Source organism: Stutzerimonas sp. S1, from assembly GCF_025966695.1.
Lineage (GTDB): Bacteria > Pseudomonadota > Gammaproteobacteria > Pseudomonadales > Pseudomonadaceae > Stutzerimonas.
On record NZ_JAOEIY010000001.1, the window covers coordinates 92,063 to 104,617 of the forward strand.

The 12,555-nt window shown below is 64.0% G+C and carries 13 protein-coding genes and 2 pseudogenes; 7 read left to right on the forward strand and 8 right to left on the reverse strand.

Annotated elements, in window-relative coordinates; all coding sequences use genetic code 11:
* Positions 1-17: 17 nt before the first annotated feature.
* From N8H22_RS00385 to norR, 5 genes are all read right to left on the reverse strand, one after another.
* Entirely contained in the window at positions 18-512 is a 495-nt protein-coding gene (locus N8H22_RS00385; protein WP_264588662.1) for an SCP2 sterol-binding domain-containing protein, read from the reverse strand.
* Positions 506-1,396 carry a U32 family peptidase gene (locus N8H22_RS00390; RefSeq protein ID WP_264588663.1) on the reverse strand — a complete coding sequence of 297 codons (891 nt, stop codon included), beginning with the start codon at positions 1,394-1,396 and terminating at the stop codon, positions 506-508. The genes N8H22_RS00385 and N8H22_RS00390 overlap by 7 nt, the downstream gene beginning before the upstream one ends.
* A 14-nt stretch (positions 1,397-1,410) precedes the next feature.
* Positions 1,411-2,406 (reverse strand): peptidase U32 family protein, encoded by a 996-nt coding sequence (locus N8H22_RS00395; RefSeq protein WP_264588664.1) that lies wholly within the window; start codon positions 2,404-2,406, stop codon positions 1,411-1,413.
* A 225-nt stretch (positions 2,407-2,631) separates the two neighbouring features.
* Positions 2,632-2,841, reverse strand: a complete 210-nt coding sequence (locus tag N8H22_RS00400; RefSeq protein WP_264588665.1) for a hypothetical protein — start codon at positions 2,839-2,841, stop codon at positions 2,632-2,634.
* A gap of 85 nt (positions 2,842-2,926) precedes the next feature.
* On the reverse strand, positions 2,927-4,456 hold the full coding sequence (gene norR / locus N8H22_RS00405) for a nitric oxide reductase transcriptional regulator NorR (protein WP_264588666.1): 1,530 nt from the start codon (positions 4,454-4,456) through the stop codon (positions 2,927-2,929).
* Between the two features lie 150 nt (positions 4,457-4,606).
* On the opposite strand from norR, the gene ytfE reads away from it, so the two are divergent.
* The 4 genes from ytfE (at position 4,607) to N8H22_RS00425 (ending at position 6,941) form a co-directional block, all read left to right on the forward strand.
* Positions 4,607-5,278 (forward strand): iron-sulfur cluster repair protein YtfE, encoded by a 672-nt coding sequence (gene ytfE / locus N8H22_RS00410; protein ID WP_264588667.1) that lies wholly within the window; start codon positions 4,607-4,609, stop codon positions 5,276-5,278.
* Positions 5,279-5,332: 54 nt separating this feature from the next.
* Positions 5,333-5,848: a DnrO protein gene (locus N8H22_RS00415; protein WP_264588668.1), complete on the forward strand. Its 516-nt coding sequence runs from the start codon at positions 5,333-5,335 to the stop codon at positions 5,846-5,848.
* A 146-nt stretch (positions 5,849-5,994) separates the two neighbouring features.
* On the forward strand, positions 5,995-6,678 hold the full coding sequence (locus N8H22_RS00420) for a Crp/Fnr family transcriptional regulator (protein WP_264588669.1): 684 nt from the start codon (positions 5,995-5,997) through the stop codon (positions 6,676-6,678).
* 68 nt (positions 6,679-6,746) lie between these two features.
* Positions 6,747-6,941 carry a DnrP protein gene (locus tag N8H22_RS00425; protein ID WP_264588670.1) on the forward strand — a complete coding sequence of 65 codons (195 nt, stop codon included), beginning with the start codon at positions 6,747-6,749 and terminating at the stop codon, positions 6,939-6,941.
* Positions 6,942-7,000: 59 nt separating this feature from the next.
* On the opposite strand, the pseudogene N8H22_RS00430 reads toward N8H22_RS00425, so the two are convergent.
* Positions 7,001-7,997 (reverse strand): annotated as a pseudogene (locus N8H22_RS00430) (TonB-dependent receptor); the annotation flags it as partial.
* A gap of 9 nt (positions 7,998-8,006) precedes the next feature.
* Here N8H22_RS00430 and N8H22_RS00435 point away from each other — a divergent pair.
* Positions 8,007-8,639, forward strand: a pseudogene (locus N8H22_RS00435) (tetratricopeptide repeat protein); the annotation flags it as partial.
* A 43-nt stretch (positions 8,640-8,682) separates the two neighbouring features.
* Here the strand turns inward: N8H22_RS00435 and N8H22_RS00440 are convergent.
* Entirely contained in the window at positions 8,683-9,846 is a 1,164-nt protein-coding gene (locus N8H22_RS00440; protein ID WP_264588671.1) for a type III PLP-dependent enzyme, read from the reverse strand.
* Between the two features lie 394 nt (positions 9,847-10,240).
* Here N8H22_RS00440 and N8H22_RS00445 point away from each other — a divergent pair, with 394 nt between their 5' ends.
* Both N8H22_RS00445 and N8H22_RS00450 read left to right on the forward strand, forming a co-directional pair.
* Positions 10,241-11,824, forward strand: coding sequence for a peptide chain release factor 3 (locus N8H22_RS00445; RefSeq protein ID WP_264588672.1), 1,584 nt, complete (start codon positions 10,241-10,243; stop codon positions 11,822-11,824).
* A gap of 68 nt (positions 11,825-11,892) precedes the next feature.
* On the forward strand, positions 11,893-12,201 hold the full coding sequence (locus tag N8H22_RS00450; RefSeq protein WP_264588673.1) for a hypothetical protein: 309 nt from the start codon (positions 11,893-11,895) through the stop codon (positions 12,199-12,201).
* 21 nt (positions 12,202-12,222) lie between these two features.
* Here the strand turns inward: N8H22_RS00450 and N8H22_RS00455 are convergent, their stop codons facing one another.
* A complete protein-coding gene (locus N8H22_RS00455; RefSeq protein WP_264588674.1) occupies positions 12,223-12,540 on the reverse strand; it encodes a TraR/DksA family transcriptional regulator in 318 nt (105 codons plus the stop codon).
* Between the last annotated feature and the right edge of the window lie 15 nt (positions 12,541-12,555).

A 12,555-nucleotide genomic window follows, 5' to 3' on the forward strand; every position in this document is an offset into this window, starting at 1 on the left:
CAGTCACAGGCTGAAATTCAGGCGCCGGCTGCCTGCGCGCGCCCGGCCAGCGCAACTTCCTCGCCGGCACCTTGGAGGATCTTCCACAGCCAGGCCGGCAGCGTGTCGGGATCCAGGCTGTCGATCAGGTTCTTGATCGCCAGGCCCAGCTCGGTATCGCCTTCGATGACCAGGCGTCGGCGGAAGAACAGCGTATCCGGATCCTCCTGGCGGCTGGCCAGCAGCAGGAACTCGCGCCAGTTGCCACGGATGGTCACCTCCACCGGCGCCTGCGCCGCAATGCGCAGGGTCTCGCGCTCGCAGGTCAGGCACCAGGCCAGCCCGAGGTCGGCGACCTCCAGTTTCATCCAGTGGCCATCCAGCGCGTCGAACGCACCATCAGCCAGCGCCTCGGCGAATACCTGATTGAGGCTACGTTCCAGCGCCAGGCGCTGCAGCAGGAATGGCGTCTTGGCCGCCAACGGCAGCAGCCGCCCGCCGAGTTTCACCAGATGCGCACGGGGTTTCAGCATAAACCGGCCTCCTCAGCCCGTAGCATGCCCGGTTGGCCATGCCAGTATCCATTGCAGCCGTCCACCGCCAGCGGCGGCAGCGCGCCGTTGCGCACGGCATCGAACGCCGCGATCACATCCTCCATGCCAGCCGCTCGCGGGCTCAGGCGCAGCAGATCGGCACCGCTGTCGACCAGCCCCTCGTAATCGGCCAGCAGGTTGCTGACCGAAGCGGACATGGTCTGGATGCCGTTGATGGTGAACAGCGCCTCACCCTCCTGACTGAGCAGCGGGATGCCCTCCGGATAGTTCTGGCAGCAGAACTGGCAATCGTCCTTGGGCCGGTTCTCCGCGCGGGCAGTGAAGCAACGTGCCGAGTAGGCCAGCGGCAGGTGGCCGTAGGCGAAGATTTCGATCTCGGGCAGCTCGACACCGAGCCCCTGCAGTTGCGCACGCGCGCTCTTGATCAGCGAACCGGATGCCTCGACCGGCGGCACCCAGCGGGTCATGCCACCGTTCACCAGCTCGGCAAGGGCATAGCCGTTGTACAGATTGAGCGCCGGGCCGCCAACGAACGGCAGCTTGCGCTCGGACATCAGCTGCACCGCGCCCATGTCGTTGGCTTCGACCAGCAGCTCGCCGTTGTCGCACAAGCGGCGCAGACTCGACAGCTCGGAAGCCGCCTCGACCAGGGTCAGCCCGGACAGCACCAGCTGCGCCGAGGTGACCTCGGCCAGATCGCGAGCCAGGCCCAGCCAGTCGTCGAGCATCATCGCGCGGCGCTTGGAGCACACGGTTTCGCCCAGGTAGATCACATCCAGCGGCTGGCTGGCCATGTTGGCGTAGAAGTCCAGCGTCTGCTGGCGGTCCCAGTAGAACAGCACAGGGCCCAGGGAAAGTTTCATGGTGGCGTCCTCGTTCATTGCCAGGCCCGGTGGTAGGCACCCAGGGTGGTTTGCGAGCCTTCGGAGAGGCCATCGAGCGCCTCGCGCCAGGCCGGCTGCACGCTGTAGCGCTGCGGCGCCTTGAGGTAGCTGTCCAGCGCCGCCCGCCAGACGCGGGTGACCTGCTCGACATAGGCCGGACTGCGCTGGCGGCCTTCGATCTTCATCGCGGTGACGCCGATGGACGCCAGCTCAGGAATCAGGTCGAGGGTATTCAGGCTGGTCGGTTCCTCGAGGGCGTGGAAGCGCTGGCCATTGACCATGAAGCGGCCTTTGCACAGCGTCGGATAGCCGGCCGATTCGCCTTCGGCATAGCGGTCGATCAGGACATTGTTGAGGCGCGAGGTCAGCCCCTCCGGCTCCTCGCTCCAGCGCACCGCCTTGGCTGGCGAACAGACACCGCACAGGTTCGGCGACTCGCCCGTCAGGTACGACGACAGATGGCAACGGCCTTCGGCCATGATGCACAGGCTGCCGAAGGCGAACACCTCGATCGGCACCGGACTGCTCGCGGCGACCTGCTTGACCTGCTTGAGCGACAGCACCCGCGGCAGCACCGCGCGGCTGATGCCGTAGCGTTCCTGATAGAAGGCCAGCGCCGCCGCGTTGGTCGCCGAGCCCTGCACCGACAGATGCAGCTTGAGCTTGGGATGGCGCTTGCTGGCATAGCCGAGCACGCCGGGATCGGCAGCGATCAGCGCGTCGACGCCCATGTCGGCGGCCTGGTCCACCGAACGCTGCCAGCGCGACCAGCCCTCGGGCTGTGCGTAGGTGTTGACTGCCACGTACAGCTGGCGCCCCTTCTCGCGGATCAGCTGCAGGCCCTTGTCGAGCTGCTTCTCGTCAAGGTTGAGGCCGGCGAAATGGCGGGCGTTGGTGTCGTCGCGAAAACCGACATAGATGGCATCGGCGCCCTGCTGGACGGCGGCCTTGAGCGCGGGCAGGCTTCCTGCCGGGCAGACCAGGTGCATGGCAACTCCTAGACTTCGGATAATGCGCGCTGCACCCCGAGGCACAGCGATCGTTCGGGCTGAACGGAGCAAAAACAGCCGGCAGTCTAGGCAGCTGACCAGTGGCCAGCATTGATAGGCGTCAAGATCGACCGCGCAGGGGTCGTGCGACGAAAAGCCCCAGCCACGGCAGGCGTGGGCGCCTCAGTCACGCCCTACAAAGCCCGCCCGCACGGGGCCAGCGGGCTATACGCCCTCGTCGCCCTCGAACTCCTCGGTGGCACGGGCGACCATCTGCCGCCAGGCGCCAGACTCCTCGCCCAGCAAGCGCATAGCCTTGAGCGTGGCAGCGAAGGCATCGCGGTAATGCAGCGGATTGTTCTCGCTGGCAGCCAGTTCGGCATGGGCCAGCGCCTGGCCCAGCAGGCCGTCGAATTCTTCCTGGTTCAGCGCCATTGCGGTCTCCTCGTCGGTAGGCAGTGAGGTTAGACCATGCAGGCGCGCCAACGTCGCGGCCGGCCAGCGGTCGCTGGCGGTCGAACTACTTGAGCTTCAAACGACGCGCCAGCTTGTGCAGGTTGCTCGGGTCGACATCCAGCAAGCGTGCGGCCTGCGCCCAGTTCTCGCCGCTGGCCTCGAGTGCTTGGATGATGGCCTGGCGCTGGCTGGCGTCGACCGTCTCGCGTAGAGGCAGGATTACATCACCCGGCGCCAGCGAGTCGGCAGCAACGACCGCCGCCACGGCATTCTCGGGACGGCTGTCGAGGTCGAGCATCTCGGCCTCCAGCGTGAGAATTTCGCTGCGAGAAGCTCCGCGGCTGAGCAGACGCAACGCGGCGCGGCTGATCACATGCTCCAGTTCGCGCACATTGCCCGGCCAGGCGTAGCCCAACAGCGCACGCTCGGCGGCCGGGGACAGGCGCACGCTACGCAACCCCAGCCGCGCCCGATTGAGTTCCAGGAAATGCCCGGCGAGGATCAGTACGTCGTTGTCGCGCTCGCGCAGTGGCGGGATCGGCGCCGGGTAGACCGACAGCCGATGATAGAGGTCGGCACGGAAATGGCCGTCGCGCACGCTCTCGCGCAGGTTGCGGTTGGTCGCCGCGATGATGCGCACATCGACCTGCCGCGGCTTGTCAGCGCCCAAGCGCTGGATCTCGCCGTTCTGCAGGGTACGCAGCAGCTTGGCCTGCACCGTCAGCGGCAGTTCACCGACCTCGTCGAGCAGCAGCGTGCCGCCATTGGCCGCATCGAAGCGTCCGGGACGATCGGTGGTGGCACCAGAAAACGCGCCCTTCACGTGACCGAACAGCTCGCTCTCGGCCAGCGACTCGGGCAAGGCGGCGCAGTTGACATGTACCAGCGGCTTGTTGCGCCGCCGCGAATGACGGTGCAGCCAACGGGCGAACAGCTCCTTGCCGACCCCGGTCTCGCCCAGCAGCAGCACCGGCAGCTCGGAATCGGCCACCACCTGCAGTTCGCGCAGCAGCTCGCGGATCACCGTGCTGTGCCCGAGGATTTCACCATCGTCCTGCACCAGGCTGGTTTCCAGAGCGTCGGTGCGCGCCAGCCGCAGGCCGCGATTCTCGTGCTCCAGACGCGTGACGCGCACCGCTGCCTCGATCACCAGCGTATAGCGCTGCAAATCGCGGCGGGCTTCGTCATCGAAGGTTCCGGCGTGCAACGCATCAAGGGTCAAGGCGCCCCACAGCTTGCCTTCGACGTAGAGGCTGACGCCCATGCAATCGTGCACCGGCAGTGGCTCGCCGACCCGCGCATCGAGCAGGCCGTCGTAAGGATCAGGCAGGCGGCTGTCGGGTTCGAACCAGGTCGGCTCGCGCTGGGAAAGAATCGCCGCCAGCCGAGGATGCTGGGCGACAACGAAACGCCGCCCCAACGCTTCCTGCACCAGTCCGACAGCTGCCAACGGCCGCAGGCTGTCGTCATCCAGACGCAGCAGCACCACCGCACCGCAGCGAAAGCGCTGGTGCAGCGTATGCACCAGTCGCTGCAGGCGCACTGCATTCGGCAACTCGGTGATCAGGTCGGCGAGTAATGCCTCTTCCATCATGGTTGTTACTACCCTTACGGTTTTTTAAACCCTAACGGCAAAGGGTTCATTTCACCAGCAAAAACTATCGTCTTCTTTAAAAACAATAACTTAGACATGGCATACGGCTTGCGATAAGCAGGAAGACTTCTTCCACTCGGTGTTCCCACCATGACCGTAGCGTTGATCGACCAAACCCTGGGCAATCTGGCCTGCTCCATCCCCGGCGCCACCCGGGTGTTCCGCCAGCACAAGCTGGATTTCTGCTGCGGCGGCAACGTGCCGCTGCGCGAGGCCGCCGACAGTCGTGGTCTCGATGGTGCGCAGATCGCTGCCGAACTGGCGGCACTCGACAGCACCCCGGTGGGTGAGCCGGACTGGCGCAGCAGCCCGCTCAATGAGCTGATCGAACACATCCTCGAGCGCTTCCATGAGCGCCATCGCGAACAGCTGCCCGAGCTGATTCGCCTGGCCAGCCGCGTCGAGCATGTCCACGGCGCCAAGCCGGACTGCCCGAACGGCCTGGCCGAACACCTGTGGACCATGCAACAGGAGCTGGAGAGCCACATGCTCAAGGAGGAACAGATCCTCTTCCCGATGCTGCAACGCGGCATCAAGACACCGCAGACCGACGGGCCGATCTCGGTGATGCGCTACGAGCACGATCAGCATGGCAATGCGCTGGCCCAGCTGGCCGCACTGACCAACGACATCACCCCGCCGGCGAATGCCTGCAACACCTGGCGCGCGCTGTATCGCGGGCTCGAGGAGCTACGGGACGACCTGATGCAGCACATTCACCTGGAGAACAACATTCTCTTTCACAGCGCCGAAACGCGCTGATCACTAGGCATTGCGGCGCGAGCTATGCGCCTCAGCGGCACAGGGGGAACCACCATGAAGCATGTCATCCAACCATTGGCCTGGGGCCTGGCCATCGCTTCGATCCTTGCCACCGCGAGTAGCTTCGCGCTGGGTTTCGTCGCTGGCACCGTGCAGGCGGCCACACCGCACCACGAACATGGCCATGCACAGCCGTTGCTACGACCGGCCAATGGCCAGCAGTGGGCCACCGACGCGGCACTGCGCGAGGGTATGACACGCATCCACGAAGCCGTTGATGCTGCCCTCGCGCAAGCGCCGGACGAAGGCTTGAACGACGCTCAGGCTCGTGACCTGCAGCAGGCGATCGATGCAGCAGCCGCCTACCTGACCGGCAACTGCAGGCTCGCACCGGAACCGGATGCCGCACTGCACGCGCTTCTCGGCCAGCTGCTGCAAGGTGCCGAGGCGTTGGGCGACCGCCACGCGCGCGAAGCCGCACTGGGCCAGGTGATCGCCAGCCTGCAGCAGTACAGCGAACTGTTCAGCGAGCCGCGCTGGCGCGAAGCGGCGGTCGCTGCACATCATTGAGAGCGCTCGAATCGACGTGCCGGTCGATGCTATGGTCGCACCATTGCCCGGCGCCTTGCCGGGCCGGACCAGGATGAGCGGCAGCCGTCGGCCACGCTGTCCAGACCTCGCTCATGCTCCTACACCAAGAATTCAGGATGCCTTGCATGGTGCTTCATCGCGTACACCACCAGATTCTTCGCAGCCATCACCTGTTCGAACCGTTGAACGACGAACAGATGGATGAGCTGATGAATGCCAGCCAGCTGCTCAATCTCGACAAGGGCGACAACCTGTTTCTTCAGGGCGAGCCGGCGCATTCGTTCTATTTCGTGATTTCCGGCGCGATCAAGATCTATCGCCTGACCCCCGACGGCCAGGAGAAGGTCTTCGAGGTCATCGGCAACCGCCAGACCTTCGCCGAAGCGATGATGCTGATGGACACGCCCAACTACGTGGCCTCGGCCCAAGCGGTCTGCCCGTCGCAGGTCTATCGCTTCTCCAACGCCGCCTACATGCGTCTGTTGGAAGCCAACCAGCGCCTGGCCTTCGCCCTGCTCGGCAAGCTCAGCGTGCGCCTGCACCAGCGCATCAACGAGATCGAGACGCTGTCGCTGAAGAACGCCACCCACCGCGTGGTGCGCTATCTGCTGACCCAGCTGTCGCGGGTCAAGGACGGCAGCAACAGCTTCGAACTGCCGATGGCCAAGCAACTGGTGGCCGGGCACCTGTCAATCCAGCCGGAAACCTTCTCGCGGATCATTCGTCGGCTGATCGACGAAGCGATCATTACCCAGGAAGGCCGGCAGATCAGCATTCTCGATCGCCAACGGCTCGAACAGTTCGAATGAGTGACCTGCCCGACAACCGCGCGGTTGCTTCGCTGGGCCGAGCGCAGCCATGAGGAGACCCGAACGCCATGCCTAAATGCCTCTATTGCCAGCAGGACAACGCACCCGGGGAAGCCGATTGCCAGAACTGCGGCATGCCGCTGCCGGAACGGGCCGATGGCGCGAGTGAACGTCGTCAGCGGCGCTTCCTGTGGTTCTGCATCGGCCTGGCGGTGTTCTGTGCGGTGATGATTCTCTGGCTACCACGCGGCAGCTTCGGCTGAACCTCGGTGCATGAAATGAAAAGACCGCCAGCTGGCGGTCTTTTCGTTCATACGGCGACTCAGAAGTGGAAGTTCGTGCTCAGCAACGCGGTACGTCCGGGCGCCACGTGCGCCATGTGGCTGGAGTAGACCTGATCGAAGTAGCGCTTGTCGGTCAGGTTCTGCACGTTTAGCTGCAGATCGAGGTTCTTGCTCACCCGATAGGCCGCCATCACATCGTAGCGCCAGTAGGACGGTACCTCGATGCGGTTGTTGACGTCCCCGTAGCGCGAATCCACGTAATTGGCCCCACCGCCGACGGTCAGGCTCTGGGTCAGGTGGTAGGTGGTCCAGAAACTGAAGCTGTTCTGCGGCGTGCTGGGGATGTCGTTGCCGTTGGCGCCACCTACGACGTTGTTGCTTACAGCGGTCGGGTCGATGTCCACACGGCCGCTGTCGACCACCTCGCCATCGAGATAGGTGTAGCTGGCAAACATGTTCCATTTCGGCGTGAGCTGGCCAGTCACACCCAGTTCGAAGCCGTCGACCTGGGTTTCACCGACGCTGCTGGTGGTGCCGTCAGCCTCAAGCACGCGTGCATTGGTTTTCTCGGTACGGAATAGCGCTGCCGTCAGCCCCAGGCGCGCATCGAGGAAGTCCCACTTGGTTCCCAGCTCGTAGTTGCGGTTGCGCTCCGGACTCAGGGCATCGTTGCTGGCGCTCAGGCCGTCCGCCCCTTCCCCCGAGGTTTCCCCGACCGGATTGCTGGACGTCGACCACGCCGCGTAGATGCTGCCGTTAGGGGCTCTTAGCCGAGCGATAGACCAGCCCGTTGGGCAGGTTGCCGGCCTTGGAGTCGTTCGGCGTGGTGACGATATAGTCGAGGGTGGTGCGTACCACCCGGGTGGTGTTGGACAGCGTGAGGCTGTCGCTGAGGTCATGTTCGAGCTTGACGGTGCCCGCATCGGTGGTGCTTTCGCGATAGTCGCGACTGCTCAACCCGTAGAAGTTGTCGCGATCGACGCTCACCGGCTTGCGCACCGAGTTGGCCGAAGTGGCATCGGTCAGCGGCAGACCGCCGCGCAGCTGCTCGGCCAGCTCCTTCTCGATGGCCGCGGCATCCAGGCCGATCCGGCGCTGGCGCTGACCTGGTTCCGCATCGCTGCGGCCCGCGGGCATGCCATGGCCTGCAACATGGCCGGACGCTGTCTCGAGCACGGCTGGGGCTGCCAGCCGGCACCAGCCGAAGCCGCGCGCTATTACCACCGGGCAGCCGAACTGGGGCTGGACTGGAGCCAGTACAACCTCGCCAATCTGCTCGCCACCGGGCGCGGCGTTGCCGAGGATCAGGCTGCGGCTTACCGGCTGTATCGCCAGGCCGCCGAGCGCAGGCATGCCAAGTCGATGAATCTGGTGGGGCGCCATCTGGAGGAAGGCCGCGGCGTCGCGCAGGATATCGTCCAGGCGCACGACTGGTATCGGCGCTCGGCCGAAGCAGGCGATTTCCGCGGTCAATTCAGCCATGCGTCCATCCTGCTGGCGCAGGGTCAGTGGCCTGCCGCGCGCCACTGGCTGCTCAGCGCGCTGCACGCCGGGCATCTGAAATTTCTCGACACCGCGCTGTCGGCCCTGCGTGCCACCGGCCTGGCCGAGATTGAGGATATCGTCGCCGCCTATGCCGCCCGCCGCGACCGGCTCGCCAGCGAACGTCAGAAATGAAAACGCCCCGTCAGACGGGGCGTTTTCATGTGCGGAACAGGCCTTAGAGGTAGTAGGCCTTCAGCGGCGGGAAGCCGTTGAACTCCACCGCGCTGTAGCTGGTGGTGTAGGCGCCGGTCGACAGCCAGTACATGCGGTCGCCGATGGCCAGGTTCAGCGGCAGGCCGTACTTGTAGTTCTCGTACATGATGTCGGCGCTGTCGCAGGTCGGGCCGGCGATCACCACTTCTTCCATCTCGCCCCGCTTCTCGGTCCAGATCGGGAACTTGATGGACTCGTCCATGGTTTCGATCAGACCGCTGAACTTGCCCACATCGACATAGACCCAGCGCTCGACGGCGGTACGCGACTTGCGCGCCACCAGCACCACTTCGCTGACCAGGATGCCGGCGTTGGCGATCAGCGAGCGGCCCGGCTCGAGGATGATTTCCGGCAGGTCATCGCCGAAATCTTCCTTGAGGAAGCGAATGATTTCCTCGGCGTAGGTTTCCAGGCTGTTGGTACGGGTGATGTAGTTGGCCGGGAAGCCGCCACCCATGTTGATCATCTTCAGCTCGATGCCGTCTTCTTCCTTCAGGCGCTCGAAGATCACCTTGACCTTGGCAATGGCGGCATCCCACACGGAGATGTCGCGCTGCTGCGAGCCGACGTGGAAGGAGATGCCGTACGGCACCAGGCCCAGTTGACGGGCAAGGATCAAAAGATCCATCGCCATGTCGGTCTGACAGCCGAACTTGCGCGACAGCGGCCAGTCGGCGGTGGTCGAGCCTTCGGTGAGGATGCGCACGTAGACCTTGGAGCCCGGCGCGGCCTTGGCGATGTTGCGCAGGTCGGCTTCGGAGTCGGTGGCGTACATGCGCACGCCCTTCTCGAAGAAGTAGCGGATGTCCTTGGCTTTCTTGATGGTGTTGCCGTAGCTGATGCGCTCCGGACCGACCCCGCGGGACATGACCTTGTCGAGCTCGTAGATCGAGGCGATGTCGAAGCTCGAACCCTTGTCCTTGAGCAGGTCGATGATCTCCACCGCCGGGTTGGCCTTGACCGCGTAGTACACCTTGGCGAACTCGAAGCCGGCGCGCAGGTCATCGTAGGCCTTGGCGATGGTTTCGGTGTCGATGACGACGAAGGGGGTTTCGTGCTGGTCGGCGAAGGCCTTCATCTTCTGGAAGGTCGCTCGCGGGAAATAGTCTTCGATCTTGACGGTCATGCCTGAACTCCAAAACGGGAAAACGAAAGTCGGACTAGGGATGAAAAACAGAACGCCTGATCAGTTTCCCCACTTTGGTTCGCCTACTTCCCAAGGCATGTCGCCGAGTATCGCGGCAGCGATCTCTCGTCGTCAGTACTTGAGCCGGATGGATCGTTGCCAGCATGGACGTTCGGGCGCGAACTTTAGGACCAAGGGGGGCATAGATCAATCAAAAAAACGTCCCGATTGCGCATCCGTTTCGAGTTGTTGTCGATTCAAAACAAAGCGTCCTAGAAACTGCACAAAACGGCCGATTTCCGCTGCCGTGCGGGCCGCAGGGAAATCCATTTGCCGCTATAATCGCCGCCTTTTTTGACAGACCGACTACTCGTCGACGGGTTCCTTAATACCGATGACCACTCAGGCCGCCGAAGTCGCGAAGCGCCGTACCTTCGCCATCATCTCGCACCCCGATGCGGGCAAGACCACCATCACCGAAAAGCTGCTGCTGATGGGCAAGGCGATTGCCGTCGCCGGTACGGTGAAGTCGCGCAAGTCAGACCGCCATGCCACCTCCGACTGGATGGAAATGGAGAAGCAGCGCGGTATCTCCATCACCACCTCGGTGATGCAGTTCCCCTACCGCGAACACATGATCAACCTGCTCGACACTCCCGGCCACGAGGACTTCTCCGAGGACACCTACCGCACCCTGACCGCGGTGGACTCGGCGCTAATGGTGCTCGACGGCGGTAAGGGCGTCGAGCCGCGCACCATTGCGCTGATGGACGTCTGCCGCCTGCGCGACACGCCGATCGTGAGCTTCATCAACAAGCTCGACCGCGACATCCGCGACCCGATCGAGCTGCTCGACGAGATCGAGGCAGTACTGAAGATCAAGGCCGCGCCGATCACCTGGCCGATCGGCTGCTACCGCGACTTCAAGGGCGTCTACCACCTCAGCGAAGACAAGATCATCGTCTACCAGCCGGGCCACGGCCACGAACGTATCGAGACCAAGATCATCGACAAGCTCGACTCAAACGAGGCCCGCGCGCATCTGGGCGATCTCTACGAGCGCTTCCTCGAGGAACTGGAACTGGTCCAGGGCGCCTGCCACGAATTCGACCAGGACGCCTTCCTGCGCGGCGAGATGACCCCGGTGTTCTTCGGCACCGCACTGGGCAACTTCGGCGTCGACCAGGTGCTCGACGCTATCGTCGACTGGGCCCCGATGCCGCTGTCGCGCGCCGCCCACGAGCGGGTGGTCGAGCCCGTCGAGGAGAAGTTCAGCGGCTTCGTGTTCAAGATCCAGGCGAACATGGATCCCAAGCACCGCGACCGCATCGCCTTCATGCGCATCTGCTCGGGCAAGTACGAGAAAGGCATGAAGATGCGCCACGTGCGGATCAAGAAGGACCTGAAGGTCGCCGACGCGCTGACCTTCTTCTCCAGCGAGCGCGAGATGCTGGAAGAGGCCTATGCCGGCGACATCATCGGCCTGCACAACCACGGCACCATCCAGATCGGCGATACCTTCAGCGAAGGCGAAGTGCTGGGTTTCACCGGCATCCCGCACTTCGCACCGGAACTGTTCCGCCGCGTGCGCCTGAAGGACCCGCTCAAATCCAAACAGCTGCGCCAGGGCCTGCAGGAACTGGCCGAGGAAGGCGCCACCCAGGTGTTCTTCCCCGAGCGCAACAACGACATCATCCTCGGCGCGGTAGGCGTGCTGCAGTTCGACGTAGTCGCCAGCCGTCTGAAGGAGGAATACAAGGTCGAGTGCGCGTATGAAGCGATCAACGTCTGGTCGGCACGCTGGATCGAGTGCAGCGACGAGAAGAAGCTCAAGGAATTCCAGGACAAGGCTTACGAGAACCTCGCCATCGACGGCGGCGGCCACCTCACCTACCTGGCCCCAACCCGCGTCAACCTCAGCCTGATGGAAGAGCGCTGGCCGGACGTGAAATTCCGCGCCACCCGCGAGCATCACTGAGGCCGGCCCCGCAGGCGGTGCGCGAACGATAGGCTATGCTCCGGCGCTCAACTTCCGGAGCAAACCTCGTGCAACGTCTGCTGATTCTTCTCACCCTGCTTGCCCCTGCCGCTCAGGCTGGAGTGCTGATCAATAGCCCGTACTGGGTCATCGCCCTGGATTGCCCGAACAACCAGCAGTGCTACGCCTCCAGCAACGCGGGCTATACAGGCTCGCTGAATGGAGCACGGCGCTTCGACGATCAGTCGCAGGCCGCAAAATTCCTCAACAGTCTGACCTCGAGCCTGCGGGGCAAATCCCCGCGCATCGAACAGCACGGCGAACAACGGTGCGTCGAACCCAGCGGCGACCGCCAGCCCCAAGGGCGTCCTTGCTGACTGGCCGCACGCGATCCACGTTCAGCTAGAAGCGCACTGCAGGCAGAACTCCGCCGCCGGCTTTGCCCGCAGGCGCGCCTCGTCGATCGGCTCGCCACAGCGCTGGCATTCGCCATAGCGGCCTTGCGCCAGTCGCTGGCGCGCCAGTCCGACCAGACGCAGCTCTTCTTCGGCCTCGATCAGCAGGCTGCGCAGGACGTCATCGTTCTGCCGTTCCTGCGCCTGTTCGGCGAAATCCGGGTCGTGAGCCTTCGCCAGATCACGGCGCAGCGCCGCGGCGCGCTGCAAGTATTCGTTGGAAAGTCGTTCGAGCGCTTCGTTGGGATCGAATCGGGACATGTTCAGCCTCCTGGA

Coding starts and splice junctions, on each gene's coding strand:
- N8H22_RS00385 (WP_264588662.1), bottom strand. CDS start 512: ATGCTGAAACCCCGTGCGCATCTGGTGAAACTCGGCGGGCGGCTGCTG.
- N8H22_RS00390 (WP_264588663.1), bottom strand. CDS start 1,396: ATGAAACTTTCCCTGGGCCCTGTGCTGTTCTACTGGGACCGCCAGCAG.
- N8H22_RS00395 (WP_264588664.1), bottom strand. CDS start 2,406: ATGCACCTGGTCTGCCCGGCAGGAAGCCTGCCCGCGCTCAAGGCCGCC.
- N8H22_RS00400 (WP_264588665.1), bottom strand. CDS start 2,841: ATGGCGCTGAACCAGGAAGAATTCGACGGCCTGCTGGGCCAGGCGCTG.
- norR (WP_264588666.1), bottom strand. CDS start 4,456: ATGATGGAAGAGGCATTACTCGCCGACCTGATCACCGAGTTGCCGAAT.
- ytfE (WP_264588667.1), top strand. CDS start 4,607: ATGACCGTAGCGTTGATCGACCAAACCCTGGGCAATCTGGCCTGCTCC.
- N8H22_RS00415 (WP_264588668.1), top strand. CDS start 5,333: ATGAAGCATGTCATCCAACCATTGGCCTGGGGCCTGGCCATCGCTTCG.
- N8H22_RS00420 (WP_264588669.1), top strand. CDS start 5,995: ATGGTGCTTCATCGCGTACACCACCAGATTCTTCGCAGCCATCACCTG.
- N8H22_RS00425 (WP_264588670.1), top strand. CDS start 6,747: ATGCCTAAATGCCTCTATTGCCAGCAGGACAACGCACCCGGGGAAGCC.
- N8H22_RS00440 (WP_264588671.1), bottom strand. CDS start 9,846: ATGACCGTCAAGATCGAAGACTATTTCCCGCGAGCGACCTTCCAGAAG.
- N8H22_RS00445 (WP_264588672.1), top strand. CDS start 10,241: ATGACCACTCAGGCCGCCGAAGTCGCGAAGCGCCGTACCTTCGCCATC.
- N8H22_RS00455 (WP_264588674.1), bottom strand. CDS start 12,540: ATGTCCCGATTCGATCCCAACGAAGCGCTCGAACGACTTTCCAACGAA.